The sequence below is a fragment of the Nocardia sp. NPDC057668 genome (assembly GCF_042799795.1).
In the GTDB taxonomy this organism is placed as follows: Bacteria; Actinomycetota; Actinomycetes; order Mycobacteriales; family Mycobacteriaceae; genus Nocardia.
Genome location: NZ_JBHVIC010000001.1, coordinates 1,223,044 through 1,249,080 on the forward strand (window position 1 = coordinate 1,223,044; position 26,037 = coordinate 1,249,080).

Here is a 26,037-nt window from a genome sequence, read left to right on the forward strand (position 1 = left end):
GCCGGTGTTCAGCCGGCGCGGCTCGCGGCGGCCAGTTCGGGGTAGAACGCGGCGAAGATGCCCAGGTCGGTGGCCCGCGAGAAATCCGGGTGGCCGGTCAGCTCGCGCAGATCGTCCAGCGCCTTGCGGCCGTAATAGCCGCCGCCCCCCTCGATTTGGGGAACCGGGACGGCGCGACCGGCGGCGATGACCTCGAGATTGCGTTCGAACAGCAGCGTGCAGGCGCGCAGGCCCCGCAGCATGATGTCCTGGAAGCCGTCGGTGTCGGCGATCGGGAAGCTCTCGGTATCCAGGACCGCACCGGTGTCCACCCCGGCATCGATCTCGTGCAGGGTTGCCCCGTAGGCGGTGTCACCGTTGAGGATCGCGTGCGCGATCGCGGCCTCGGGCAGGCCGCGGTGGCGCGGCAGCAGGCCGTTGTGGATGTTGTAGATGCGAAAACCCGCGGCCAGCAAGGGTTCCCGCAGGATGGTGGCGTTGTTGACCGAGAACACGATTCGGTCCGAGGACGCCGCCGCCAGCCGGTCGGCGGCGGTGTTCACATCGGTGACCGCCAGCAGCGGGACCGCGCGGGCACCGGCCGAGGTCTCCTGGCCGGGCGGAACCACCACCAGATCCACCGGACGCCCGGCCGCCAGGGTGTGATCGACCGCCCGCCACAGCAGCGAGCCGCTACCGATGAAAATCACCGCTGCACTCCTGTTCTCGCCACCGTCACGGCCTCGACCACCCGGTTCAGCGTCAGGTGGTGGATGAGGCCCTCCACCTGGGCCACGAACGCCTGTTCGGCGGCCGGGCCGACGATCTGGCGCGACACCTGCGCGAGCATCTCCACCGTGGCCAGCGAATCGCCGCCCAGCGCGAAGAAGTCGGAGTCCGCGGTGAGCTCGGCGGGCTCGCGACGCAGGATGCGGGCCCAGATGCCGCCGACCTGCTCGTGCAGGAAGTCCTCGGGGTCCGCGCCGGAACCGTTGTCCGGCTGCGAGTTCGGATTCGGGGTCGGCACGATCTCGTACGAGCTCGCGGGCACGGCCTCGGGCACGATCGCGCTTCCGTCCGCGGCATCGGAGCGCACCTCGACCGCGGCCTCGGACCCACCCTCGGCCAGCCGGACCAGCGCGAGCCGATCGGTCTTGCCGTTGCTGGTCAGCGGTAGCACCCGCAGCCGGTGGAAGGCCCGGGGAATCATGTACACCGGCAGCCGCGCGCCCAGGAAGTCCCGCAGCTCCTGATCCCCCGGCTCCCCTTGCGGGACATCCGGGGCGGTCACCACGAAGGCGTCCAGCACGTGATCGCTGTGCTCGGCGCGGCGGCGGCCGACGACGGCCGCGGCGGCGAGCGTGGGATGCGTCTCGAGCACGCAGCGGATCTCGTCGGGTTCGACCCGGTTGCCGCGGATCTTGACCTGATCGTCCACCCGGCCCGCGAATTCGAAGGTGCCGTCGCCCAGCCGCCGGACCAGATCGCCGGTGCGGTAGGTGCGTTCGCCGCCGACGGTGACGAACCGCTCGGCGGTCAGCTCGGGCCGGTGCAGGTAGCCGGCCGCGACCTGCGGACCGCCCAGATAGAGTTCGCCCACCTTGCCGTCCGGGACCGGCCGGCCCTGGGCATCGAGCAGGTACACGGTGGTGCCGGGTGCGGGCAGGCCGATCGGCACGGCGGTCGCGTCGCGCGCGGGGACGCCGGTGAGGATCTGCGAGATGCAGACCAGGCTCACCTCGGTGGGTCCGTAGCTGTTGACCAATCGCACTCGCGGGCCGAAGAATTCGCGCACCCGCCGCAGCAGATCGTGGCTGAGCTGTTCGCCGCCCAGGACCACGGTGCGCATGCCGACGGGCCGAATGTCCTGCCGGAGGACGACTTCGGCCAGGCTCGGGGTGAGGAACAGGGTGTCCGCGCCGTCCGTGCCCAGCATGTCCGACAGCGTCAGGTGGTTGATCTCGCCCGGGACCAGCACCACCGCACCGCCGGCGATCAGCGGCGAGACCATGGCCATGCACGCCATATCGGCGGCGGGCGTGTGATAGTGCGCGTACCTGGTCCCCGGGGTGAGGTGGTACCAGTCCAGCGCGGCGCGCAGGTAGTGCACGACCCCGTCGTGGGTGACCCGTACGCCCTTGGGCCGCCCGGTGGAGCCGGAGGTATAGGTCACGTAGGCGACATCACCGGGTTCGACGCCGACATCGACCGGGGCGGAACCGCTTTCGGGCAGCTCCTCGAGAATCAGCACCGGAACGGTCGGCTCGGCCAGCTCGGCGTACCGCCGCTCGACCAGGCACAGGCGCACCCCGGAATCGTCCAGGACCTGGGCTATGCGCTCGGGCGGATGTTTGGGATCCAGCGGCAGGAACGCCGCACCGGTTTCCAGAATCCCCCACTGGCCCGTCAGACCCGCCCGGGTACGGCCCGCGAGGATGGCGACGGTCTCGCCGTGCCGGACACCGTGATCGCGCAGGGCGGCGGCGATCGCGGCCGAGCGCTCACCCACCTGCGCGTAGGTGAGCGAGCCTTCGGGACCGGTGATGGCCACCGCGTCGGGCCGGGCGGCGACCTGGGCGCGCAGCAACTCCACCAGGGTGGCCTCGAGACCGGTGAGGCGAGGGTGTTCGGCGGTGTCGAGCACGGCGCTCACCGGGTCCAGCAGCTCCGCGTCGTCGAGGTGCAGCGCCGGAGTACCCGCGCCCGTTTCGGCATCGATGCCCGCGGGTTCGACAGCTCCCTGGTCGGCAGTTCCGTGGCCGGCGGCTCCCTGGTCGGCGGCTTCGAGATCAGCGGCTTCGAGGTCGACAGCTCCCTCGTCGGCAGCTTCGAGGTCGGCGGCTTCGACCGGCCCGGCGCTCGTGAGCGCTTCGGCGGCGGCGTCCCCGAGCCCCTTCGCGATGGTGTCGAGCAGCGCTTCCAACCGCTCCGCCACACCCTTGCCGTTGCGGCAGGACACCGTGATCCCGGTGGCGTGCTCGGATTCCACGATGGCGAAGCTGAGCGGCGCGAGGCCGGTGTGCGCCGGGATGGCGACCAGCGACGCGGGGGTGAAGTCGGGGCCGGCGAAATCGCCGAGGGTCACCTTGCCCGCGTGGGAGATGATGGCGGAGCACAGGTTTCGGCCGGTGCGGCGGCCGAGCTTGTCGACCGTGCGAATGATGCCCTTGGCGATCGGCGCCGGAACCTGCTCCAGGCCCGGGTTCTTCATCTGGTTGAGTTCGTCGCGGCGCATCAGCCCCGCCAGCATGCGGGCGTTGATCTCACGCCAGCCCTCGCCCGGTTCGGTGTCCAGGAACAGCGGCAGCGTCAGGTTGGCGGTCGAGCGCAATTCGGCGTCATGCCTGCGCAGATCCACCGGAATCATCAGGCGGGCGCGCGAACCGGTCGCTGCGGCGACGATCTCGCCGATCCGCGCCACGATGGCAGGACTGACCCCGGGCAGCGCGCGGTGCCGCAGCAGGAACGGACGCCCCGCGATGGCCGCGCCGTGCCCGATCGGCGACCGGAAGTTCGGGACCATGGACGTCGGCGAGCCGGGAATGCCGAGCCGGAACGCGAGTTCCTGATCGGTGGTGGCGTCGAGGGCGCCCTCGGGGGCGGCCCCGCGCAGCACCCGGAACACGTCGGCGGCCCACAGTTGCAGCCCCTTGGCGTCCATGACGCCGTGGAAGGCCCGGAAGATCACCGTGACCGGATCGGCGGTGAGGAGCACCACCTCGCAGTTCGGCGCCTCGGACACGTAGTCCGGCCGGCTGATCGGACCGCCGAGCACCGCGTCCTCGGTGAGCCGATCGAAGTCGAGCACGGTGTTCGCCAGCGCCCGCACCCGCGGCACCGCGCCCCGCGCGATCCAGTCCGTACCCGAGCGCACCAGCCGCGCACCGGGATGAACCCGCGTGGCGACCTCGACGGCGTGCTGCAACTTGTCCGCGTCCAGCGCGCCGCCGCCCTCGACGACCACCTGAATCAGGAAGTGCGGGTGCACCTCCCGCGCGGAGAGGTAGAGCCGTTCGGTGGGCGAGATGCGGCGGCGAAAGGCGCTGCTCAAACTGGATCCACTCCTATAACAAGGCCCACACGCGATGAAGGGACCCGCACGCTACGCGCCCCACCCCGGCTCGATCGTCGCGACCGAAACTCGCAAACAGTCTAAAGTCGGCATTGGGGACCGTGCTGTGTGCTTTCTCACCACCGATCCGCCCGCCGATTGTCACCGCGCCCGGCTCGCGCGCCGTCCGCCCGGCAGCGGAGCCGTGGCCGATCGGTCGCCGGGCCCATCCGCGCGATAGCCGATCCGACCGGTCCGCGCTGTTATAGTCGCGACGTAAATCGTTGTACAGCACCGCTTTACAGGTAGCCAGATGGTTGCCGCGCTGCTGACGAGGTGGGAGGGGAGGCCCGCGGTGTTCGAGGCAGGCACGACCTTCGCGGGGTATCGGATCGAACGCAAGCTCGGCAGCGGCGGCATGGGAACCGTCCTGCTGGCCCGGCATCCGCGGCTGCCGCGCATGGACGCGCTCAAGGTCCTCGCCGACAGCCATCGCGGCGACGAGGAGTTCCGCGCGCGGTTCCTGCGCGAGGCCGAGGTGGCGGCGCGGCTGCAACATACGAACCTGGTCGCGGTCCACGATCGCGGGGAGTACGACGGACACCTCTGGATCGCGATGCAGTTCGTCGACGGCGTGGATCTCGCGGCGCTGATCAAGGGCGGGGCCGACGTGCTGCCGCCACCGCGCATGCTGCACGTGCTCACCGAGGCGGCCCGCGGGCTCGACGAGATCCATCGCGCGGGACTGCTGCACCGCGACGTGAAACCCGCCAACATCCTCGTCGCCCCCTCCGCCGACGGCCCGGACCGGGTGCTGGTCACCGACTTCGGCATCGCGCGCCCCGCCGACGATTCCGCGACCATCGGCGCCGACGGCGGGATCACCGCCACCCTGGGCTACGCGGCGCCCGAACAGCTGCGCGCCGAACCACTCGACCATCGGGTGGACGTGTACGCGCTGGGCTGCACGCTGTTCGAGATGCTCACCGGCTCGGTGCCGTTCGCGCGCGGCAACGCGGGCGCGGTGATCTACGCGCACCTGCACGAACCGCCGCCCCGACCCACGGACCGAAACGCGCTGATACCGGCCGGTTTCGACGCGGTCATCGCGAAGGCGATGGCGAAGGATCCGAATCAGCGGTACCAGAGCTGCCGGGCACTTGCGGACGCGGCGTGGGCCGCCGCGGGACTGCCCGGCCCGGCGCACGATGCGGACCCCGAGACGGGACCGGACCACCGAATCGGCACGGGCGGGCGGCTTCTCACCGGTCCCTCCACCGGGACCGCACGTCCGGTGACGATCGCCGCGGACCCCTCGGGCGCACCACCGCCGTCGCGCTACCACCTGCTCGGGGCCACGGTATTGGCGGTCGTGCTCGTGGTCGCCGGGACGTTGACCCTGATCCTGAACAGTGAGGAGACCGCGGCGGCGCCCAACCTGCCGCGGACGACCGCTCCGCCGGTGGCGTCGCCCCAGTGGGGGGCGTACACGTATGTGGCCGAAGCGTTCCCGGATCTACTGCCGTTCTCGCCGGACCTCATCGGCTTCGGGGAACTGACCCTCTGCCGGCCCAAGTTCGAAACGCGAAACGCCCCGTTCGACAAATCACCGAAGGTCTCCAACATCGCCTGTAGCGGCGACAACGACCCGATGCTGGCCTTCGATGTGTACTGCAACCTCGATCGATCGGCCATGACACCGGAACCCGCGCTCGACGTCGTCGAAGGCGAGGAGAAGTGGACGCGGCCGACCGGCACCGGCTTCGCGCGGTGGGGGACCTACACGACGGTCAGGAACGTTACCGCCGGATACATCGAGGTCTTCTTCGACAATCCCGCCCGCGCGTTCTGCTATCTGCGCGCCACCAGCCAGACCTCCGGTGCCGAACTACACGACAGATGGTGGATCGATGTACCGGCGTAAGAGGATCTCGCCCCGGAGAATTCGCCGGGCCGAAGCACCCGCGGTCATCGCGGCCGCGCTCGCGGCGCTGCTGTGCGGGTGCGCCGTGGTACCGGGGTCGCCGCGGCCTGCGACCGTGGACATGACCGGCCTCGACATCGGTTACTACGCGATCGAGCCGCTGACCGAGCCGACCGAGCCCGACGAAGCCCGCGGACGGGTCGTGGAGTCGGTGCGCATGGGCGAGGCCACGATCGATCCCGCCGCGGCCGACCCGGCACTGGCCTTCGGACCGACAGGCGGCGGAGCGCAACCGATTTCGGCACCGAGCAAGACCCGGGGCATGCTCTCGACACCGGTGCGTGACGTGCTGACCAAGCGCGGGATGCTCGCCGGCTTCAGCACCGTGGCGATGGACAGCAAGGGCGGTGCGCCGGTCGTGGGCACCGGTCGACTGCTCACCGTCATCCTGCTGCGTTTCCCGGATTCGGACGCCGCGCGACAGGCCGCCGACGAGATGGACGCCGCCGACGCCGGAGTCAGTACCGAGAACGCGGCGGTGCCGATTCCGGGTCATCCGGAGGCGCACGCGCACTGGCGGCCCACGGTGCCGACACTCGCCGCGACCATGGCGCAGGATTCGTTCGTCATCAGCCTGCTGGTCGGGCACACCGGCACGGACGTGAACGCGATGGCCGCGCTCGCCGGACGCGCGTTCGAGGCGCAGCGAACGCGCCTGGCCGACTTCCGTCCAACCCCTGCCGGTGACATCGCGGCACTGCGCGCCGATCGCGACCGGATGCTCAGCCGGCTCGTGGCCGACGACCCCGGGAATTGGCCGATGCCCGCGGTATTGCAGAGCGGGATCGGTGAGAATGCCGGCTGGGAATCGGTGGGCCAGCCGAACGGGGTGGTCTACGGTCCGCACGCGGTGCAGTTGCGCGGGCCGCGTCCCGGAACCGATCGTGCCGAAGCAATGGCCTTCGCCGGCAGCTCCAGCCTGTTTCGCTACGCGACCGCGACGGTGGCCCGCCGGACCTATGTCGAGAACTTCCGTATCGACGAGGGCTTTCAGGAGGTCGCCGCGCCGCAGGGGGTCCCCGAAGCCAAGTGCATCCGGAATCTCGCTTCGGTCGATACCTCCAACAACTACTCGTGCTGGCTGTTGGCAGGCAAGTACCTCGCGCTCGTCCACAGCCGCGACGAGTCGAACGCCCGGCAGAAGATCGCCGCGCAATTCGTGCTGCTGCAGCGTGATCCGGAATGACCGCCGAACTGCTACCGGGCATGGTCTTCGCCGGATACACGGTGGAATCCCGGCTCGGTGAGTCCGGATCCGTCTACCTGGCCGGCCATCCCAGGCTGCCGCGGCGGGACGCCCTGAAGGTGCTCGCCGCGTCCGACGCCGCGGCGCGGGCGCGCTTGTTGCGCGAAGCCGAAGCCGTTGCCCGGCTGGATCATCCGAACATCGTCGCGGTGCACGATCGAGGCATCGACCAGGGGCGGGCCTGGGTGGCCATGCGATTCGTCGACGGCGTCGACGCCGCCGCCCTGATCCGGCGCGGTCCCGCCGCCCTGCCGACCGCCCGGGTGGTGGACATCGTCGATCAGGTGGCGCGGGGCGTGGACGCGGCCGCCGCCGCCGGGGTGCTGCACGGGGACATCAAGCCGGCGAACATTCTGATCGAATCACCCGCGGGACAGCGGGACCGGGTGTTCGTCACCGACTTCGGGATCGCGGGAAACCCGGGACCGGCCGCAACGCCCGCGACGGTCGCCTATGCGGCGCCGGAGCAACTGGCCGGGGTGGCGCTCGACGCTCGCACCGCCGTGTATGGCCTGGGCTGCACCCTGTTCGAATTACTTACGGGCACAAAGCCTTTTCCGGGGACTACGGTCGATGACGTAGTACGCGGGCACCTCTACGCACCCGCGCCCCGGGCCACCGACCGGGTGCCCGCGCTGCCGCCGGAGATCGACGCGGTCCTGGGACGGGCACTGGCCAAGAACCCGGGCGAGCGGTTCTCCTCCTGTGGCGCGCTGGCGGCCGCGACACGGGCGGCGCTGCTCGGTTCACCACCGAATCCCGCAGCGCCCCTTCCGAACCGGAGGCTGCCCATCGCTCTCGCCGGCCTCGCGATCGCCGCGGCGGTAATCGCGGCGGCCATCGCCGTGGTGCGCCACGAGCCGTCCGGCGAACCCGCCGCCGCGCCGCCGATCGCCTCCACCACCGCGGCCGCGTCGATGACCACGTCGGCGAAGAACACGGCGACGACCTCGTGGGGCAGTTACCAGCACACGGTCGCCTACTTCACCGGACTGCTCCCGCAGACCCAGGATGTGCAGGGCTACAAGGGCATACGATGTTCCGCGGTGAATCGCGAGCTGCAACCGGTGAGCGTCGCCGAGCAATTGCCCGACAGGTTCTGGGTGAGCTGCACCGGCGACGCGGCCCCGGTCGAGCGACTCACCATGAACTGCACGAGCGTGGACCAGAGATATCTCGTGCAGCCGCTGAACGGCATGCGGGTCGAGGGCGACCAGAAGTGGCAGCGCCCCTCGGGCACCGGGCGAATCATCTGGGGGACGCGCAACGACAGGGGGCTGCTCCTGATCGACTTCGATCGCGGCAACCGCACGTCCTGCGGGATCGAGGTCGTCGGACTGACCTCCGGCAGCGACCTGTACGACCGGTGGTGGCCGGGCGCACCCCTGTAGCAACGGGATCGGAAACGATCTTCGTCGCGCCACCGCAAATCCGCCGACACTTTCGCATTGCCAATCGAGACCAGTCGGCTCTATCCATTCTTCTAGCGAATTCGAAATACATGGCGGCGCAGAAGAATTCATCGCAATAGGACCGCTATCGAGCGAAAGCGGTAGTAGCATATTGCGCGGGAACCGAGTGCGGGCCGATCGATACAAACCCCGCTACCGGAGAGCGCCGTACGTCGGCAGAAATACACCCGGTCCCGGGCGCGGAGGAGCATGCACGCGCATAGTGCACCGGGGGGCTGCGTCATGAGTCGCTCCAGGAGGAAATTCATGTCCACTCCTACTACTCGTATTCTCGACAAGGCATTCAAAGAAGAATTGGCCAGGGCCGCCAAGCTCGATAAAAAAGGAATCCGTCCGGTCGGAACCGAAGAGCTGTTTCCGAAACGCACACCGACCAATGTGGAACTGGTACAGGCTTGCCAGAAGGTCTATCTCAAACACAAGGCCGTCCTGGACAAAGCGGTGGACGGCGCGGTCGAGTTCCTCGACAGCCCGGACGGTGTCGCCTATGTGAAAGCGCTCGAGGGTTCGTTCGAGAGCGCCGAGCCCAACCCGCTCAGCGTCGACATCGCCGGGCAGATCGCGCGCAACGGCGCGTTCGACCTCACCGCCGGCGCACCCCAGGGCCTGCGCGGATTCGGCATCGGCGTCTCCGCCGGGGTGAGCGCGGTCGTCGGGCTGCTCGCGGGCGCCGACGTGGTCTTCGATTTCAAGGACGAGGCGCAGGTCCACGGCCGGGTGTGGAAGGGCGGCTCGATCAAGGGCGGGCTCTCCATCAGCGCGGGCCTGGAATTGAGCTTCTGGGTCCAGAAGCCGGTGACCGGCGCCATCGCGGGTCTGCTGCTCGATCTCTACATTCCGACCAAATACGCGCTGGTGCTGTTCATTCGGTTCATGTACATCCAACAGCGGGCCGAGGGCACCACCGAACTCGACTTCAGCGGTGTGTCACTGCAATTCCCGCTGGGCATCGGCCTGCCGCTGCGGCATAACCAGGAAACCCCGGACGGGGTCATCGCGGCGTTCGCGGCCAAGCAGACCGCATGGGACCGGCCCCGGCGCGCGACGCTGAAAGTGGTCAACAAGGCGACCGGCGTGGGCACCATCGCGGTGAAGGAAACCGCGACCCTGGAGCTCACGCTCACCAATACCTCCGGTCACGATGTCGCGCTGAGTTCGGGCGCGACGCTGACGATCAATATGCCGTCGTTTTTCTCCGACGCCGATATCAGCAAGATGACCATCAACTATCCGGGCTGGACCTTCGACGATGACGACGGCCGGTTGACCCTGACGCTGTCGAAGAACTCGACCTGGAACTCGGGTTCGGATATCGCGCTGGTCATCACCAATGTCGCCAGCAGCAGTCAGCCGCCCGCGGGCAAACAGTCGTATCCGGGCAAGGTGACGGTCGGGGTGAACGACATCTCCTTCACCGCGCCGATCGGCGTGACCGCCGATTTCAGTCTGGTGTGGGCGAATTCGCAGGCGACGCTCGCGTGGCGGGCCGAGATTTCGCAGGACAGCGGGTTCAAGCTGACCGGTGACGGCGCGGGCACGGTCACCGCGTACGCCCAGCCCGGGAACACCATCGTCGGGCTCACCACGGCCGTGGACAAGAGCGGGGTGACCTGGGTGCTGGGCTACGTCTTCAACTACAACACCGCCGTCACCGACAAGGTGATCCCGCAGGTCGCCGCCGCGTGGTGGAAGAAGGACGCCCCGAAGGTGGGCAACAACGTCTTCTACGGCACGCCGGTCGACACCTCGGGCACCCAGGCGTTCTGCTGGTTCGCCAACACCTCGCAGAGCGGGGCCGAACTGCTGATCACGCCGACCTTCGGCTGATCCGGCGGTAGCGCGCACCCGGGCCGTGTACCCGGGATTCCGGGTACACGGCGCCGGCGCGAGCCGCGAATCGATGTGTCACAGGAAGATCGGGGACGAGGGCCGCAACGCACCCCATAATGGATCGCCCATCTTCGCCGACGGCTGGTACGACACCCGCCTGCTCAGCTGTCGTTCCGCGATCCGCTCCACCAGCAGCGGTATGAATTCCCGGACCCGGTGGCCGTCGAATTCGCGGTGAATTCCGCGCACTTCCTCGCCGACGACGCGCGCCGCCAGGTAGGGGAATTTGCCGGCCAGCCGGTCGACGAGCTCGCTGATCTGCCGCTCCTCTTCGGATGCCCTCATACTCTGGTCTCGCCTCCATACACGAACGTTGGCCGCCGGCTCCTGTGCCCTTGCCGGCGATCTGGACAACGGCCCGCAACGGACCGTCCCCCGAGTGTCATCCTCGCCGGGCAACTTTTCTGCCCACGAATCCCTTTATGGCACAACTCGTCGGCTATTCGGCACCGCACGTCCTCGACAACGACACCTGCAAGCTACAAATGAAATTGCAACTGCAACAGCGCCTTCCGCCGGCCTAGATCCAGCCCCTCTTGCGCGCCTCGAGCGCGGCTTCGTAGCGGTTCGAAACGCCCAGTTTCGCCATCGCGGAGGAGAGATAGTTGCGCGTGGTGCCCGGCGACAGATGCGCGCGCCGGGCGATATCCTCCACGGGCGCACCGTCGATGGCGTATTCCAGCACATCGGCCTCGCGGGCGGTCAGCAGGGTGTCCCCCGCGCTGATGGCCTCGGCCGCGAGTTCGGGATCGACGTAGCGGCCGCCGCGGTGCACCGTGCGGATCACCTCGGCCAGGGTCGCGGCCGATGTCGTCTTGGGCAGAAAACCCCGAACACCCGCTGCGAGAGCACGTTTGAGGTATCCGGGCCGGCCGTGACTGGTGACGATCAGGGTGCCCGCGCCCGGGGTGAGCCGCTGCAGTTCGATCGCGGTCTCGATGCCGTCGATGCCGGGCATCTGCAGATCGATCACCGCCACCGCGACCGGTTCGCCGCGGTCGGCGCGCAACCGCCACACCTCGAGCAGCTCCTCGCCCGAACCGACGTGATCCACGACCTCGAGATCGGCTTCGAGGCCGAGCATGGTGGCCAGCGCGGCGCGCACGAGTGTCTCGTCGTCCGCCAGGAAGACGGGAATCACATTTCCTCCCACTGTATTTCGAGCACGAACCGATCGTCCCGCAGTTCGGCGGTCAGGGTCGCGCCGACCGGCGCGAGCCGTTCGGCGAGGCCGCGCAGTCCCGAACGCTCACCCGGTACGCCCTGCGGGCGATCGTTGCGCAGCGACATGCCCGAGCGTCCCAGCGCCAGGATCGCCGTGCTCGCGCGGGAATGCTCCACGATATTGGTGGTGCCCTCGCGCACCACCCAGGCCGCGACCTCGTGCAGGCGCGCGGGCACCTTCGCCGGATCGCCCTCGACGACGAGTTCGCAGCCGACGGCCGACAGCAGCGAGCGCGCCCCCGCGACCTCGCCGCGCAGATCGATGTCCCGGTAGCCGCGCACCAATTGGCGCATCTGGCCCATGGATTCGACCGCGAGGGATTTGACCTCGTCCATTTCCGCCGCGGCGCGCTCGCCCGCGCCCGCACGCGCGAGCACCGCCGCGAGCTCGCTCTTCACCGCGATCGCGGAGAAGCCGCGCCCGACGACGTCGTGCAGGTCGCGCGCGAAGCGCAAACGCTCCTGGGCGACCCGCAATTCCGATTCCACGGCCTTGGCGCGGTCCAGTTCCTCCACGACCCGCAGCCCCCACACCGTGAGAATCGTCGTGCCGACCACGAATCCGCCGCAGAGGAAGGTCATCAGCGCGAAGCCCGCCATCACCGCGGGCGTGGAGCCGAACGCGATTCCGGTCGCCACGCTCACCCCGAGCACCGCCCACCACCGGTGCCGGGCGAAGGAGATCACCGAGAACATGGCCAGGATGGCGATGTAGATCCCCGCCACTCCGGCCTGGGTCGCGGTCCGATCCTCGTCCGCGCTGCGGGCGATCACCATCGCGGCCAGCCAGAGTCCGGTCAGGATCGCGGTGGCGGCCGGCACGATCCACGGGCGCGGCGGCGGCGCGGCGGCCGGGGCGAAGTCCGGCTGGATCTCCACCACGGCGATGGCCGCGACACCCGCGGCCACGATCAGGCCCGCGGACCACCAGGACCCCGCGGTGACCGCCATCGCGACGATCACCACGACCAGGCCCACCTGCAGGATGACCCGGCTGTAGAGCCGGAACTTCGCGGCGGCCGAGAGTCCCCGCCACCAGGACCGCACGCCCATCAGCCGCGGTCGTCCCAGCGGAAGCTCTTGCGAGTCAGCGCGAACGCCAGGACCGTCCATATCGCCAGTGTGGCAAACGGGCGGCCGAGCTCGGCGCAGGTGCCCGCGAAGTCGAGCGTCGCGGCGGCGCTGTCGGCGGTCGCCGTGCGCCCGGAAGCGCCGAGGTACACCAGGTCGGAGATGGCCGCGAACGGCGTCCAATCCGCCACCGCCGCCAGCTGATCGGGCAGCGCACCGCGCAGCCAGCCCATGCCGAGCATCGCGACCGTCATGACCGGGAGCGAGGTGATCTGTGCCGCTTCGGCGTTCTTGGTGACCGCGCTCGTCGCCAGCGCGAGCAGCGAGAACAGCACGATGCCCGCGATCAGGGCCAGCGCCATCGCCGCCGCGTTCACCGGAGCCGGCGCACCGGTGGCGTAGACCACCGCCGCCACCGCGACGGTCGAGGCCACGGTCAGCAGGGCGCCGGGAACGGCCGGGGCGGTCTGGATCTGCCAATCCGCGGCCTCCCCCGTGCGCAGTCGTTTGAGCACGCCCTCCCCGCGCCGCGTGGTGATCATCGAGAGCACCGAGTAGTACTGCACGAACAGCAGGGACACCAGGGTGATCAGTTCCAGGGTCGAGGCCGCGATGGCCGCGGTCGGCTCCCCGTCCCTGATCAACAGGAAGTAGGTGGCCAGCGACGTGCCCACCGGGAAGAGCACGCCCATCCAGACCAGCGTCTTGTTGCGGCGGAACTGCAGGTATTCGGCCTTGGCCAGCGCGGCGAGCGGCCGGCGCCGGAAGGCGGGGGCCGAGGTGACGGCGGTCGAGGTGGCGGTCATCGGGTGGCTCCGATCGGTTCGGGCGTTGCGGCGGGGGCCGATTCGTCGGCGATGTCGAGGAAGACCGCCTCGAGCGAGGCTGCGCGGGCTTCCAGTCCGCCGAGGCGCACATCGTGATCGCGAGCCCAGCCCAGCAGCGTGAGCAGATGGCCCTGGAGATCGTGGGTGGACACGGTGACGCGTGCCCCCGCGTCCACGCTCGCCCCCGGCAGGTGCGGCAACGGCAGTCCGGGATGATCGAAGACGATGCGGGCGGGGTGGCCGTCGACGATCTCACGCAGCGTTCCGGTGCGGGCGACCGCGCCGCCGTGCATGATCGCGATGCGGTCCGCCAGGGCCTCGGCCTCGTCGAGGTAGTGCGTGGTGAGCACGATCGTCACCCCGGCGGCCTTGAGGTCCGCGAGCAATCGCCAGGTGTCCCGGCGGCTTTCGGGGTCGAGCCCGGTCGTCGGCTCGTCCAGGAACAGCAGGCGCGGCTGCCCCAGCAGGGCGCAGGCCAGATCGACGCGCCTGCGCTCGCCACCGGAGAGCGCGCCGACCCGGACCCCGGCCCGGCCGCCGAGATCCACCAGGGTCAGCACGGCGTCCACGGTGGTGGGGTCGCTGCAGGTCCCGCGCCACATCTCCAGGGTCTCGGTGACGGTCAGCTCCGCGGGTAAACCCCCGGACTGCAACATGATTCCCACCTGGGCGCGGACCTGGGCGCGGTCGCGCCGCGGGTCGAGGCCGAAGACCTCCACGCCGCCGCCGGTCGGCGCGGCGAGTCCTTCCAGCAGATCGAGCGTGGAGGTCTTGCCCGCGCCGTTGGTGCCGAGCAGCGCGAAGACCTCGCCCTCCCCGACCCGCAGGTCCACGCCCTTCACCGCCTCGAAGGCGTTCTTGCCGCTGCCGTAGGTGCGGCGCAGGCCGTGCGCGACGATGACGTCGGCGCTCGGCGGTGGATTTTGGAAATGGCGTTGATCGGTGATGGTCACGCCATCAACGGTCGCGAATTCGGCTCGGCGTCAGTAGTACGCGCAGTCACCGAAGTACGGCCGGTTCGTCATGGTTCGGCCATGACAAATGTCAGCGCGCCGCCGCGCCGAGGTTCACGGTTTGCGCGCCACGCCGCAGTAGCAGGAGACCCTGGCGTCGTGCGCGGGCGAGATGTCGGTGGGTTCGACGGGACGCCATCTGTGCGGCGGCACCACACCCGGCGTGGCCAGCTCGAGGCCGCCGAACCACGAGGTGACCTCGGCGCGGGTGCGGACCTGCGCGGGTAGTCGGCGGACCCGGTAGACATCCTGGGCGGCCACGACCTGCGCGGGGGCGAAATCGGCTGTGATGGTGCAGATCACGAGGTAGGAGCCGGGAGCCAGGGCGGCCAGGATGTCGGACACGATCTTGTCGACGTCCGCCTCGACGAAGTGCAGCAGCGCGATCATGCTCACTCCGACCGGCCGGGACAGGTCCAGCAGCCTGCCCAGTTCCGGTGCGGCCAGGATGGATTGCGGATCGGTGACGTCGCCCTCGATGTAGGTGGTCGTGCCCGGGGCGCCGCCGGTCATGAGCGCGCGGGCATGTGCCAGCACCAGCGGGTCGTTGTCGACGTAGACCACCCGGGCATCGGGTGCGGTCTCCTGCGCGATCTGGTGCAGGTTGGGTTCGGTGGGGATGCCCGTGCCGATGTCGAGGAACTGCCTGATGCCGGCCTCGGCCAGAAAGCGCGTGCTGCGGTGCATGAACTGGCGATTGGCCCGGGCCGCGGTGCGGATGTCCGGCCAGGCCAGCAGGATCTCGGCCGCGGCCTCGCGATCGGCCTCGTAGTTGTCCTTGCCGCCCAGGAAGTAATCGTAGATTCGGGAGGTGTGCGGCTGATCCAGCGGGAAAACCCTGTCCATCGAACCCCGCTTCACTCGCCCGGAACGATCACACCCTGTATGCACAGGCTAAGGCGTCGGCGCACCGGACCACGGGGTTTCGTTCGGAAGGATTGCGGCCCTTGCGGTTCCATTGCTGCCCGTGCGGGCCTGTCCGGATCGCCCACGTGGCCCGCGGGCAGGCCCCTGGTCATCACGAGGTTCCACAACGGTTGAAGGGAAAACTGAGAAATCGCCATGATCAGCTTCGGGCCGTGGATCATTGGCGAGGTGTCGTCGATCAAGAGTCGAGTCGCCCACGTCACCGCCGATCTCGCGGACCTGTACCGCGATCTGCACGCGCATCCCGAGCTGTCCTTCGCCGAACATCGCACCGCGGCGATCATCGCCCGGCGCGCCAAGGCGCTGGGGTGCGAAGTGACCGAGAAGCTCGGCGGGACAGGCGTGGTCGCCCGGCTGGCGAACGGCCCCGGGCCGCTGGTGCTGCTGCGCGCGGACATGGACGCGCTGCCGGTGCGCGAGCAGACCGGGCTGCCCTACGCCTCGACCGCCACCGACCCAGGCAGCGGCGAACCGGTCATGCACGCCTGCGGGCACGATATGCACATCGTGTGCCTGCTCGGCGCGCTCGACGCGCTGGCGACCGCCCGGGACCGGTGGTCCGGCACCGTGCTGGGGGTGTTCCAGCCCGCCGAGGAGGTGGGCCGGGGCGCACAGGCGATGGTCGAGGACGGCCTGTTCGACCGCTTCGGCACGCCGGAAATCGTGCTCGCGCAGCACGTCCTGCCGATCGCCGCGGGCACGGTCGCCACCCGGCCCGGCGCCATCCTGTCCGCCAACGACAGCCTGCGCATCACCCTGCACGGGCGCGGCGGGCACAGCTCCCGGCCCGAGACCACCATCGATCCGATCGTCATGGCGGCGGCGACGGTGCTGCGGCTGCAGACCATCGTCTCGCGCGAAGTGGCCGCGACCGATCAGGTCGTGATCACGGTCGGCACCCTGCACGCGGGCACCAAGGAGAACATCATCGCCGATCAGGCCGAGCTCGGGCTGAGTGTGCGGACCTACTCCCCCGAATCGCGCGCCCGGGTGCTCGAGGCCGTGCGGCGCATCGTGCACGGTGAGGCCGCCGCCGCGGGCGCGGACCGGACCCCGACCATCGAGACCCTGACCCGATTACCGGTCACCTTCAACGACGCTGTCGCACTGGACAAGACATGCGGCGGGCTGCGCGCGGCCCTGGGGGCCGATCAGGTGCTGGACATGGACGCCTTCCCGGCCAGCGAGGACGTCGGCATCCTGGCCGAGGCCGCCGGTGCGCCGCTGTCCTTCTGGTTCTTCGGCGGGGCCGATCCGGCGAAAGTGGCGGCGGCACAGCGCCGGGGCACGGCCGATCAGGAGCTGCCGATGAACCACTCGCCGAATTTCGCCCCGCTGGCCGAGCCCACCATCGGCCCCGGCGTCACCGCTCTGACCGCGGCCGCCCTGGCCTGGCTCGAACCCCGGAATCGATGACGGTCCAGAACTGAACAAACTAGACAAATTGCCATTGTTATCCGATGGCAATTTGTCCGGTTAGTCATTCCATTCCCATCACAGCTACTATTCAGCAACGTTGATTGTCAGTCGCGAGGGCGCGCGAATCACGTTGTCTTCCTGTTCAGTTTAGCGATGGCATTGCCACACCCGGCGACGGCTCCTGCGCGGGTGTGGTACATCCAGCAAATTCCGGGAAAGGATCCATACACGTGTCGGTATCTGGCGGATCTCGTATGCCTGTCGACGGATGCGATATCCGGAACCGCAATTCTGATCCGCAGTGGTTTGTTTCCGCATTCCACGTACCCCGCCACGGAACCGGGTCCACCGATCAGGTGGAACGGTTACGTGAGCTGCGGGCCCGCATCCTCTACGACAACGGCCGGCGGCCGGAGTTCCGCGACGACGCGGGGGCCCACGTCGACGACCAGGAATTAGATTACGGTGCCTGGCATTTCGTGGCGCGGCGGCACCCGGACGGACCCGTGCTCGGCTATATCCGGCTCTCCACCCCGGACACCGGCGCGCTGTTCCAGTCCCGCGCCCACCTGGGCGCGGCGCGGTACGAGCAGCTGCTGACCGCGGAGGGCGCGGCGGTCGGCGACACCTATGAACACAGCAGGCTGGTGGTCGAGCAGCGCGCGCGCAAGCTCGGGCTGGGGGCATATCTGAACGCGGTCGCGATCGGGGCGGCGCATCACCTCGGCGCCCGGCTCATGATCGGCACCTCCGGCACCCGGGACGGGCAGGATCACTTCCACGGCCGGTTCGGGTTCGCGCCCGTGGCCGGGACGCGCTGCTACGTCGAGCGGTACACCGAAGAGGTGGTCATCCTGGTGCACCGGACCGCCGCGGGAGCCGGCGAGTACACCGAACTGGTGGCGCGGATGCGGGACGAGTTCCCGCTACTGGTGACCGACGATCTCGACGCCGCACCGGCGGCGCGGCGCGAAAGCCCGGACGTGCCAGCGGCTCTGGCGACCGCGCGGCACGGCGAGACCGACGCGTGGCGGCCGGTGCTGTTCGAGCCGCATCGCGCCGACGACTACGCGGCCATGACCGACCTGCTGGAATCGGGCCGGGTGAACGCGGTGCACGACACCATCACCGCGCAGTTGGCCGAACTGATCGGCTGCCGCGAGCCCCAGCACCGCTATGCCGGAGCCGAACTGGAGCGCCGGATCGAGGAGCAGCTGGCCGGGGCCGAGCCGTGGGCCTACGGCTCGTGGGTCTGGTACCCGTGGTCGGGACGCCTGGTGCACGTGCTGCCGCGCGAGGAGTTTCGGCTGGTGCGCACCGACCGCAATCGCGGCAAGATCCAGCGGCCGCAGCAGCGCCGGTTGCTGGGGGCGCGCATCGGGGTGGTGGGGCTCTCGGTCGGCAACAGCGCGGCGGTCACGCTCGCGCTCGAAGGGGTCGGCGGCGCGTTCCGGCTCGCGGACTTCGACGAGCTGAGCCTGTCGAACATGAACCGGCTGCGGGCGGGCGTGCAGCATCTGGGGCTGGCCAAGACGGTGATCTGCGCCCGGCAGATGTTCGAGATCGACCCGTACCTGGACATCGAGATCTACAGCGGCGGACTGCACGCGGACAACATGGCGGAGTTCTTCGGGGGCGAGCACGAGCGAATCGATCTGCTGGTCGAGGAGTGCGACACACCGTACGTCAAGATCGCGGCCCGGGAATGCGCTCGCGCACTGGGTATTCCGGTGGTGATGGACTGCAACGACCGGGGCATGCTCGACATCGAGCGCTTCGATCTCGAGCCCGATCGGCCGCTGCTGCACGGCAGAATCGGCGATCTGCGCGCCGCGGATCTACCCGAACTCACCGCGCAGGCCACATCGGATCTGATTCTGGCCATGGTCGATGCCGAGCGCATCAGCCCCGAGCTGGCGGACTCGTTCGGGCAGATCGGGCGGACCCTGAGCAGCTGGCCGCAATTGGCCTCGGACGTGGCCCTCGGCGGCGCGCTCGTCACCTCGGCCGCGCGGCGCATCCTGCTGGGCGCGCCCTGCGCCTCGGGCCGGTTCTACGTCGACCTCGACGCCCTGATCGCACCCGAGCACAACACCGCCCGCGAACTGGACGGGGCCCTGACATGACGATGTCGTACGCACCCCGGGACAGCCGTTCGCAGTCCGTGCGCCCGCCGGCGCCGCTGCCGATCACGGTGTCCGGCTCCGCGATTCATCTGCCCGAGACCGTGGTGACCAACGCGGATCTGGCCCGGACCCTGGACACCTCCGACGAATGGATCGTGCGGCGCACCGGCATCCGCGAACGCCGCCGGCTCGCGCCGGAGGCGGCGGTCTCGGACATGTGCGTCGCGGCCGCGCCCGCGGCACTGGCCGAGGCGGGCGTGCGGGCGAGCGAGCTGGACGCGGTGATCGTGGCGAGCTACACCTTCGATCAGCCGCTGCCCTCGACGGCGCTGATGGTCAAGGAACGCCTCGGCGCGTGGCGCGCGCTGCCGATCGATATCACGCAAGCGGCGTGTGCCAATGGGCTGCAGGCGATCCTGCTCGCGGCGCATCTGCTGAGCGTGTCCGCGCGCACGGTGCTGATCGTGGCCGCGGACTGCGCGTCCCGGGTCACCGATCCGCGCGACCGCACCGCCGGGGTGTTCTTCGGCGACGCGGCGGGCGCGGTCGTGCTCTCCCGCACCGAAACCCCCGGCGCGGGATTGCTGGCCTGGGACTTCGGTTCCCGGCTCTCGCACGAGGTGGAGATCCGGGCGGGCGGCTCGCGCCTGCCCAGTAGCGAGCGGACCGTGGCCGACCGGGAGCACTACCTGCGCATGGACGGGCGCGCGGTGTGGGAGACCGCTACGCGGCGGCTGCCCGAGAGCATGCGCGCCGCCGCCGAGCGGGCCGGGCTGGGGATCACAGAGATCGACCATTTCTTCCTGCACCAGGCCAACATCAATATCCTGACCGCCGCCATGACCGAGCTTGGGGTGCCCATGGAGCGGGCTCCGGTCACCCTGGACGAACTCGGCAACACCGGGTCGGCGGGGGTGCTCACCGCGCTGCACCGGGCGCGGCACGAGGGCCGGGTGGGCGGCGGGGACACGTTCCTGCTGTCCGCTATCGGGGCCGGATTCCAGTGGGGGACGCTGTGTTTCCGGGCGCCCTGACCTGATCGGCGCGCGGCTGGTCCGCCGGTGCAGGCGGCGGACCGGCTGGCGTGCGGGGCAATCTGGCCAGGCCCGGCAGGACTACGGGATCAGACCCGACGCGGCTATGTGGCCAGGCCCAGCGGTGCTATGGCGTCAGACCCAGGGGCGCTAGGGGCCAGGCCCAACGCGGCAACGCGGCCAGGCCCAACGCGACAACGCGGCCAGGCCCAACGCGACAACGCGGCCAGGCCCAACGCGACAACGCGGCCAGGCCCAACGCGGCTACGGGGTCAGGCCCAACGCGACAACGGCCGCGCGGGCGGCGGCCGCGACCAGGGCGTTGTCCGGCTCGGCCCGCTCCTCGGATTTGGTGGTGAGCACGGTGATCACCACGGGGGCGCGGCCGGGCGGCCAGGCGATGGCCGCGTCCAGGGCCGAACCGTAGGCGGGGCTGCCGGTTTTGTCGCCGACGACCCAGTCCGCGGGCAGTCCGGCGCGAATGCGCTTGTCGCCAGTGGTGTTGGCTTTCAGCCAGGAGATCAGTTGTGCGCGTTCGGGTTCGGGCAGGGTTTCGCCGAGCCCGAGGGTGCGATAGCCGGCCGCGAGCGCCTGCGCGGTGGTGGTGTCGCGGTCGTCGCCGGGAATCGCGGTGTTCAGGTCGGTCTCCCAGCGATCCAGGCGGGTCACCGAATCGCCCAGTGCGCGCATGCCGTTCGTGAAGCCCGCCGGGCCGCCGAGCTGCTTCAGGATCAGGTTGCCCGCGGTGTTGTCCGACAGGGTGATGGCGGCGTGGCAGAGTTCGCCGATCGTCATACCGGTGGCGACGTGCTGTCCGGTCGCGGGCGAGAACTCGACGAGATCGCTTGGCGGATAGGTGATCCGCTGATCGAAGTAGCCCGAGGACAGCGGATGCTCGCGCAGCAGCAGCCCGCAGGCCAGGCCCTTGAAGGTGGAGGCGATGGGGAAGCGTTCGCCCTCGCGGTAGGACACGGTGCGGCCGGTGGCGGTGTCCACGGCGTAGACGCCCAGGCGGGCCTCCGCCCGCGCTTCCAGCTCGGCGAAAGCGGGGTCCGCCGCCGCGGGGGCGGAGGTGGCGGCGGGCGCGGTCGAGGCCGGCTGACTGTCGCAGGCGGCGATGCCGGTCAGTGCGGACAGCGCCAGCGCGGCAGCCAGCAGACGGGTGCGGCGGGATGGTCGGGTGCGGGTCGATACCGAGTTGGTCACCGCCTCAGCAAACTATCGCGGGGGCGGCGCGGACCAATAGCGAGGCGGGCGCTTGCCGAGTCGTGTTCGGTATCGACGCAGGTGAGAGCCTCGTAAAACCGGGAAAAGCGGTGGCCGTCGAAGCGGGGGCGCGGCCGGCGCGCAAACGGCTGGTTCAATGGCCGCATGGATCTGGTCCGGCATCTGCGCTTCTTCGTCGCCGTCGCCAACGAGGGGCATTTCGGGCGCGCGGCCACCGTGCTGGACATGACCCAGCCGCCGCTGTCGCAGGGGTTGCGCAAGCTCGAGGAACACCTCGGGGTCGAGCTCATCCATCGCACCCGGCAGGGTGCGCTGCTGACCTCCGCGGGTCGGCAGCTGCTGCCCCGGGCGCGGCTGCTGGTCGACGACGCCGAACGCCTGCTGGCCGAGGCCCAGCGCATCGCCAACGCGCGCGGCGCGGTGCAGTGGGGCGCCTGCGAAGCGTTGCCCGATCACATCGTCACCGCCTGCGTGAGTGCGTTGCGGGCGGACAATGCCACGGGGGCAACGGTTTCCACCACCATGGGAACGACGGTCGAGCTGATCGCCGAGGTGCGGGCGGGGGTGTGCGACGTCGCGGTGATCGACCACCCGGCGCTGGTGGACGGGGTGGAAGCCGGTCCCGTGGTGAAGATTCCGCGCTGGGTGGTGGTGCCGGCGGATCATCGCGGGGCGGTCGCCGAACGCCCGGCCTTCACCATGCTGTCCGATCTGAGCTTCGCGCACCCGGCGCGGGCGGGAAACCCGCCCGCCTACGACACCGTCGTGGATCTGCTGCGCGAACGCGGGGTCGACACCCCGGTCGTGACCGCGCGCGATGACCGGGCGCTGTTCGCGGCGGTGGCCGCCGGGACCAGTTTCGGACTGACCGCGACACCGCCGACCGCGACGCCGGGAGTCGCGTGGGTGCGGCTCGCGCCGCAGGCGATCGCGTTGCGGCTGCGGGTGATTCGCCGGGCCGAGGCGACCGCGCAGGCCTCCGCGCTCGATCGGGCGCTGTACCGGGAGCGGCTGCGATGACGGCCGCCGACCGGATTCGGGCGGTCTTCGCCGACGCGGGGTGCACCGGCTGGCTGCACGCCCGCCGCTGCGACGACTCGGCCGCCGAGATCTCGGTGGACGGGCGGGACCGGGTGGTCATGGCCTCGGTGTACAAGCTGCCGCTGTTCCTGACCTTCTGCCGCCGGATCGACACCGGCGCAATCGATCCCACCGAACGACTGACGGTGGTGCCCGCCGAGTGCACCCCCGGCCCGACCGGGCTGGCGATCATGCGGGACCCCGTCACCCTGAGCCGCCGCGACCTGGCCGCCTCGATGATGACGGCCTCGGACAACGCGGCCGCCGATGTCCTGCTCGGTGAGATCGGGCTGCCCGCGGTCCACGCGCTGCTGGCCGAATTCGGCCTCACCGAAACACATCTCATCGGCGGCACCGCCGACCTGCACCGCACCCTGGTCCGCGACACCGACACCCACACCACCGCCGAAGCCTTCGCCGCCCTGGCCGACAACGACGAGGCGTGGTCGGTCTCGGCTTACGACCCCTCGTACACCAGCGCCACCACCCCCGAGGAGATGACCCGCCTCCTGAGCGCCCTGTGGACCGGAAAGATCCTGTCCCCCAACCAGACCCACGAGGCCCAGGCGGTGATGCGCAACCAGATCTGGCCGCACCGCACCGCCTCGGCCTTCCCCCACCCCACGATCTCGGTGGCCGCGAAAACCGGAACCATCGGCATCATCCGCAACGAGGTCTCGGTGATCGAGTTCCCCAGCGAACCCCCCATCGCGGTGGCCGTCTTCACCCGCGCGGCCCGCGCCGACCCGGTCCTGCCCGCCGCCGACGCCGCGATAGCCGAGGCCGCCCGCATAGCCGTCACCGACCTCCGCCGCCCTCATTTGGAACAGTAGGCCCGCGCTCCCGGCAACGACCTGTATCCCGTCGGCATCACATTCGGTATCCGTGGCGGGGCAGCCCGACGTGATCGGCCAGATCACCGCTCGAGCATCCGAGACACGAACCCGTGTTCGCCAGGCTGGGCACTCCCGCTCTCAGGGGTCGCCCGCGTCCGAGCCGGACACCACCGGCGCGTACGGAACTCCGTTGTGCGCGTAGCTCACCCGATCGCCGGGATCGCACTCGGGGCCACGTCGCAGGGTGTCGCGACCCTGCGGCTGTGCGGGTTCGGCCGACGACACCGTGGAGCGGCTGTGCACAAAACTTGGCACCTGACTCGCCGCGACAGACAGGTCTCTCCCGAAAGGCGGCGGCAGTGGCGCAGCGGTGATCTCGCGGAGTCGAAACGGATTGCAGCGTGCGGTGCCGCGCGGACTCGGGCGACGCGGCTGCCGGAGAGCACGGCTTGGCACAGCCTGCGAATTCGGGCAGGTCGCCGAAGGCACTCGTGTAGCGGCACTCACGAGGGGTTCCGGCGATTTCACCGGGTCAGCTATGCGTCGAAACCCCGCGCGGCGGTGCGAACCTGGGCGACGTAGGAATTGGAATGGTTGTAGGCGAACACGGCTCGGCGCCAGCCCGCGGGGGTGGCGAGGTCACCGCCGGAGGCGCAGAGGTAGCGGGCTGCCGCCAGGGCGGCGTCGTCGATGTTGTCGGGGTTACCGGAAAGGGTTTGGGTGGGAGCCTTTTCGGCGGATGTCAGGGTGGGGGCGAGGGTGGCGTAGGGGGTGGCCGCGGTTACGCCCCAGCGGGTCCAGGTGTCGGGGATGAACTGGAAGGGGCCCTGGGCTCGGGCGTAGACGGGGTGGCCTGGGCGGGTCGCGGGGTCGAGGATCGTGGCGTTGCCCGCCGTGCCGTTCAGTGGGACGCCGCGGATCGGGGGGCGGACCGAGCCGTCGGGGGCGATCGTCGCGCCGCCGAACCGGGCGTGATCGCTTTCCACACGGGCGATTCCGGCCAAGGTCGTCCAGCCCAGGTGGCAGGTGGGCTGGGCCTTGGCCATCACCACGGACGCGTAGCCGTAGGCGGTGAGGGCGCGTTCGGGGATGCCGAACCTGCGTGCGCGCGGACGTGCCCAGTCGCGGAGTTGGTCGACCCCGGATTCGACCGCGTCCAGACGGATCTCGGGGATCGGGTCGCCGGGGCCGGGCGGGGCGGGGTCGCTCGCACGGTGAACGGACACCAGGCCCGCGACCACGACGGCGGATGCCAGCAGGGCCACCCACATTCCGCTCGAGCCGTGGCCGCGTGGGTCCCGCGCGACATCCGGGTCCCGGTTGCGGTGCGAGGCACGTTCGCCACACCGACGTCCACGATCACGAGGCAGGTGGCAGTCGCGGGGCGAGTTGCCGTCGCGGGGGCGCGGGCGCGGGCATTCGTCTCGTGTCGATGACGCTGCCGGCCCTAAGGGCTGCCGATCGGATCGCTGTGACCGGTCGGCCGCGTCGTCCGGGTCGCGGGCGATTATTCTGCTGCTACTCAAAGCACCTCACCCCGCCGTGCTATTCGCACACTTCGGCGGGAGCGCTGGACGGACGCTCGGTTCGAGTCGGTGCGGTGGTTGCCGGCGGGCGGGCGGTGGCGGGGCCGGAAGTCGTCGACTTGCGGGTGGTCGTCGTGGTGGCACAGGTGGTGGCGGGAACCGTGGTCGCCTGGCGTGTGGTCGTCACCGGACGTGTGGCGGTTGCCGGACCGGATGTCGCGCCGGGCCCCGTCGTGGTGGCCGGGCGCGTGGTGGTTACGGGCCGAGTCGTCGTGACGGGCGGGGTAGCCGCCCTGGTTGTCGCCACCGGACGGGTTGTTGTCGCCGGTCGGGTGGTCGGCAGAGGTTCGGTGATGGCCGGCGGGGTTACCACCACCGTGACCGTGCGGGTGCCCGCCTGATCGGGGACCGGGTCCGGGCCGGCGACAACGGTGAGGGGATTCGGCTGGATCGACACGCTCGCGCTCGCGCTCAGGCTCACCGAGAAGCCAGGTGCACCAACAGAACTCGGCGGGTCTGTCGTCGTCTCCGGCAGGCTGGTCGTGGTGTCGATGACCGCCGGCTCGGTGCCGGGCGCTGCAGGCGCGGGATCGACCACCGACTCCGCTGATTCCGGGACGGGGGCGGGCTCCTCGATCACGGTCGCACTGTCCACGAGGGCGGTATCGCCTGGTTCGGACTCACCGGGGACGGGAATGTCGGGTGGCGTGCCGTCCGCGGGCGCGGGGTCGGCCTCCGGTTCGAGTTCGACGGCCGGCGGCAGCCCGTCGGAGGTCTGCGACGCAGTGGCGAGGGTGTCCCCCACCCGGTGGTCGCCCTTGGACTCCACCGCGACGAACACACCGGTGGTCACCGCCAACAGCGCTGCGACGGCGGCGATCTGCGGCCGGTGCCGCCGGAAGTCGTCTCCGGCGAGATAGGTGCCGAGCGCGGCCTTCCAGCGTCCTAGCCAGGGGGGCGGGGCGGAGTCGTACGCCTCGATCGGGAGGATCTCGGTCGCGTGCGGGTCGGGGGAATCGGGTTCGTTGCTGTCCGTTTGTCGCATGGGTGCCGCCTTCTCACCGCCGGGCCGGGCGTCGTGCGTGTCGAGCCGATCGGCCCCGGC

21 protein-coding genes are annotated in these 26,037 nt (G+C 70.1%); 9 read left to right on the top strand and 12 right to left on the bottom strand.

Annotation, left to right across the window (positions count from 1 at the left end):
* Positions 1-8 precede the first annotated feature (8 nt).
* Together ACFVBH_RS05725 and ACFVBH_RS05730 are read right to left on the bottom strand one after the other, a co-directional pair.
* Entirely contained in the window at positions 9-689 is a 681-nt protein-coding gene (locus ACFVBH_RS05725) for a formyltransferase family protein (protein WP_379000118.1), read from the bottom strand.
* Positions 686-4,030 (bottom strand): non-ribosomal peptide synthetase, encoded by a 3,345-nt coding sequence (locus ACFVBH_RS05730; RefSeq protein WP_379000121.1) that lies wholly within the window; start codon positions 4,028-4,030, stop codon positions 686-688. Before ACFVBH_RS05730 ends, ACFVBH_RS05725 begins: the two co-directional genes overlap by 4 nt.
* 355 nt (positions 4,031-4,385) lie before the next feature.
* On the opposite strand from ACFVBH_RS05730, the gene ACFVBH_RS05735 reads away from it, so the two are divergent.
* The 4 genes from ACFVBH_RS05735 to ACFVBH_RS05750 all read left to right on the top strand — a co-directional run bounded on the left by ACFVBH_RS05735 (position 4,386) and on the right by ACFVBH_RS05750 (position 10,559).
* Entirely contained in the window at positions 4,386-5,954 is a 1,569-nt protein-coding gene (locus ACFVBH_RS05735; RefSeq protein WP_379000123.1) for a serine/threonine-protein kinase, read from the top strand.
* Positions 5,955-6,075: 121 nt separating this feature from the next.
* Positions 6,076-7,200 carry a hypothetical protein gene (locus ACFVBH_RS05740; protein WP_379000125.1) on the top strand — a complete coding sequence of 375 codons (1,125 nt, stop codon included), beginning with the start codon at positions 6,076-6,078 and terminating at the stop codon, positions 7,198-7,200.
* On the top strand, positions 7,197-8,651 hold the full coding sequence (locus tag ACFVBH_RS05745; protein WP_379000127.1) for a serine/threonine-protein kinase: 1,455 nt from the start codon (positions 7,197-7,199) through the stop codon (positions 8,649-8,651). The genes ACFVBH_RS05740 and ACFVBH_RS05745 overlap by 4 nt, the downstream gene beginning before the upstream one ends.
* Before the next feature lie 327 nt (positions 8,652-8,978).
* Positions 8,979-10,559, top strand: a complete 1,581-nt coding sequence (locus ACFVBH_RS05750) for a hypothetical protein (protein ID WP_379000129.1) — start codon at positions 8,979-8,981, stop codon at positions 10,557-10,559.
* A 78-nt stretch (positions 10,560-10,637) separates the two neighbouring features.
* Here ACFVBH_RS05750 and ACFVBH_RS05755 read toward each other — a convergent pair whose 3' ends face one another.
* The 6 genes from ACFVBH_RS05755 to ACFVBH_RS05780 form a co-directional block, all read right to left on the bottom strand.
* Complete coding sequence (locus ACFVBH_RS05755; protein WP_354990261.1) at positions 10,638-10,907, bottom strand: three-helix bundle dimerization domain-containing protein; 270 nt, start codon at positions 10,905-10,907, stop codon at positions 10,638-10,640.
* 235 nt (positions 10,908-11,142) lie between these two features.
* Positions 11,143-11,763 carry a response regulator transcription factor gene (locus tag ACFVBH_RS05760; protein WP_354990260.1) on the bottom strand — a complete coding sequence of 207 codons (621 nt, stop codon included), beginning with the start codon at positions 11,761-11,763 and terminating at the stop codon, positions 11,143-11,145.
* The gene (locus tag ACFVBH_RS05765) at positions 11,760-12,899 is read right to left on the bottom strand and encodes a histidine kinase (protein ID WP_354990259.1); all 1,140 of its coding nucleotides are present in this window, start codon (positions 12,897-12,899) and stop codon (positions 11,760-11,762) included. The genes ACFVBH_RS05760 and ACFVBH_RS05765 overlap by 4 nt, the downstream gene beginning before the upstream one ends.
* A complete protein-coding gene (locus ACFVBH_RS05770) occupies positions 12,899-13,723 on the bottom strand; it encodes an ABC transporter permease (RefSeq protein ID WP_379000132.1) in 825 nt (274 codons plus the stop codon). Before ACFVBH_RS05770 ends, ACFVBH_RS05765 begins: the two co-directional genes overlap by 1 nt.
* The gene (locus ACFVBH_RS05775) at positions 13,720-14,691 is read right to left on the bottom strand and encodes an ABC transporter ATP-binding protein (RefSeq protein WP_379001605.1); all 972 of its coding nucleotides are present in this window, start codon (positions 14,689-14,691) and stop codon (positions 13,720-13,722) included. Before ACFVBH_RS05775 ends, ACFVBH_RS05770 begins: the two co-directional genes overlap by 4 nt.
* 120 nt (positions 14,692-14,811) lie before the next feature.
* Positions 14,812-15,603, bottom strand: a complete 792-nt coding sequence (locus ACFVBH_RS05780; protein WP_354990257.1) for an SAM-dependent methyltransferase — start codon at positions 15,601-15,603, stop codon at positions 14,812-14,814.
* A 216-nt stretch (positions 15,604-15,819) separates the two neighbouring features.
* Between ACFVBH_RS05780 and ACFVBH_RS05785 the strand changes: the two genes are divergently transcribed.
* From ACFVBH_RS05785 to ACFVBH_RS05795, 3 genes are all read left to right on the top strand, one after another.
* Positions 15,820-17,100 carry an amidohydrolase gene (locus ACFVBH_RS05785; protein WP_354990256.1) on the top strand — a complete coding sequence of 427 codons (1,281 nt, stop codon included), beginning with the start codon at positions 15,820-15,822 and terminating at the stop codon, positions 17,098-17,100.
* A gap of 359 nt (positions 17,101-17,459) precedes the next feature.
* The gene (locus tag ACFVBH_RS05790; protein WP_379000135.1) at positions 17,460-19,229 is read left to right on the top strand and encodes a ThiF family adenylyltransferase; all 1,770 of its coding nucleotides are present in this window, start codon (positions 17,460-17,462) and stop codon (positions 19,227-19,229) included.
* Positions 19,226-20,263 carry a ketoacyl-ACP synthase III gene (locus ACFVBH_RS05795; RefSeq protein ID WP_354990254.1) on the top strand — a complete coding sequence of 346 codons (1,038 nt, stop codon included), beginning with the start codon at positions 19,226-19,228 and terminating at the stop codon, positions 20,261-20,263. The genes ACFVBH_RS05790 and ACFVBH_RS05795 overlap by 4 nt, the downstream gene beginning before the upstream one ends.
* A 264-nt stretch (positions 20,264-20,527) precedes the next feature.
* On the opposite strand, the gene bla is transcribed toward ACFVBH_RS05795, so the two are convergent.
* Positions 20,528-21,469 (bottom strand): class A beta-lactamase, encoded by a 942-nt coding sequence (gene bla / locus ACFVBH_RS05800; protein ID WP_379000137.1) that lies wholly within the window; start codon positions 21,467-21,469, stop codon positions 20,528-20,530.
* Between the two features lie 165 nt (positions 21,470-21,634).
* Between bla and ACFVBH_RS05805 the strand changes: the two genes are divergently transcribed.
* Positions 21,635-22,510 (top strand): LysR family transcriptional regulator, encoded by an 876-nt coding sequence (locus ACFVBH_RS05805; RefSeq protein ID WP_379000139.1) that lies wholly within the window; start codon positions 21,635-21,637, stop codon positions 22,508-22,510.
* Positions 22,507-23,403: a serine hydrolase gene (locus ACFVBH_RS05810; protein WP_379000141.1), complete on the top strand. Its 897-nt coding sequence runs from the start codon at positions 22,507-22,509 to the stop codon at positions 23,401-23,403. The genes ACFVBH_RS05805 and ACFVBH_RS05810 overlap by 4 nt, the downstream gene beginning before the upstream one ends.
* Positions 23,404-23,544: 141 nt before the next feature.
* Here the strand turns inward: ACFVBH_RS05810 and ACFVBH_RS05815 are convergent, their stop codons facing one another.
* From ACFVBH_RS05815 to ACFVBH_RS05825, 3 genes are all read right to left on the bottom strand, one after another.
* A complete protein-coding gene (locus ACFVBH_RS05815; RefSeq protein ID WP_379000143.1) occupies positions 23,545-23,721 on the bottom strand; it encodes a hypothetical protein in 177 nt (58 codons plus the stop codon).
* Between the two features lie 221 nt (positions 23,722-23,942).
* Positions 23,943-24,677 carry a murein transglycosylase gene (locus ACFVBH_RS05820; RefSeq protein WP_379000145.1) on the bottom strand — a complete coding sequence of 245 codons (735 nt, stop codon included), beginning with the start codon at positions 24,675-24,677 and terminating at the stop codon, positions 23,943-23,945.
* 274 nt (positions 24,678-24,951) lie between these two features.
* Positions 24,952-25,977: a hypothetical protein gene (locus tag ACFVBH_RS05825; protein ID WP_379000147.1), complete on the bottom strand. Its 1,026-nt coding sequence runs from the start codon at positions 25,975-25,977 to the stop codon at positions 24,952-24,954.
* Between the last annotated feature and the right edge of the window lie 60 nt (positions 25,978-26,037).

Excerpts from the sequence above, each read along its gene's own strand:
- ACFVBH_RS05740 (WP_379000125.1), top strand. The coding sequence starts at position 6,076 with ATGACCGGCCTCGACATCGGTTACTACGCGATCGAGCCGCTGACCGAG.
- ACFVBH_RS05745 (WP_379000127.1), top strand. The coding sequence starts at position 7,197 with ATGACCGCCGAACTGCTACCGGGCATGGTCTTCGCCGGATACACGGTG.
- ACFVBH_RS05750 (WP_379000129.1), top strand. The coding sequence starts at position 8,979 with ATGTCCACTCCTACTACTCGTATTCTCGACAAGGCATTCAAAGAAGAA.
- ACFVBH_RS05755 (WP_354990261.1), bottom strand. The coding sequence starts at position 10,907 with ATGAGGGCATCCGAAGAGGAGCGGCAGATCAGCGAGCTCGTCGACCGG.
- ACFVBH_RS05765 (WP_354990259.1), bottom strand. The coding sequence starts at position 12,899 with ATGGGCGTGCGGTCCTGGTGGCGGGGACTCTCGGCCGCCGCGAAGTTC.
- ACFVBH_RS05770 (WP_379000132.1), bottom strand. The coding sequence starts at position 13,723 with ATGACCGCCACCTCGACCGCCGTCACCTCGGCCCCCGCCTTCCGGCGC.
- ACFVBH_RS05780 (WP_354990257.1), bottom strand. The coding sequence starts at position 15,603 with ATGGACAGGGTTTTCCCGCTGGATCAGCCGCACACCTCCCGAATCTAC.
- ACFVBH_RS05785 (WP_354990256.1), top strand. The coding sequence starts at position 15,820 with ATGATCAGCTTCGGGCCGTGGATCATTGGCGAGGTGTCGTCGATCAAG.
- ACFVBH_RS05795 (WP_354990254.1), top strand. The coding sequence starts at position 19,226 with ATGACGATGTCGTACGCACCCCGGGACAGCCGTTCGCAGTCCGTGCGC.
- ACFVBH_RS05805 (WP_379000139.1), top strand. The coding sequence starts at position 21,635 with ATGGATCTGGTCCGGCATCTGCGCTTCTTCGTCGCCGTCGCCAACGAG.
- ACFVBH_RS05810 (WP_379000141.1), top strand. The coding sequence starts at position 22,507 with ATGACGGCCGCCGACCGGATTCGGGCGGTCTTCGCCGACGCGGGGTGC.
- ACFVBH_RS05820 (WP_379000145.1), bottom strand. The coding sequence starts at position 24,677 with ATGTGGGTGGCCCTGCTGGCATCCGCCGTCGTGGTCGCGGGCCTGGTG.
- ACFVBH_RS05825 (WP_379000147.1), bottom strand. The coding sequence starts at position 25,977 with ATGCGACAAACGGACAGCAACGAACCCGATTCCCCCGACCCGCACGCG.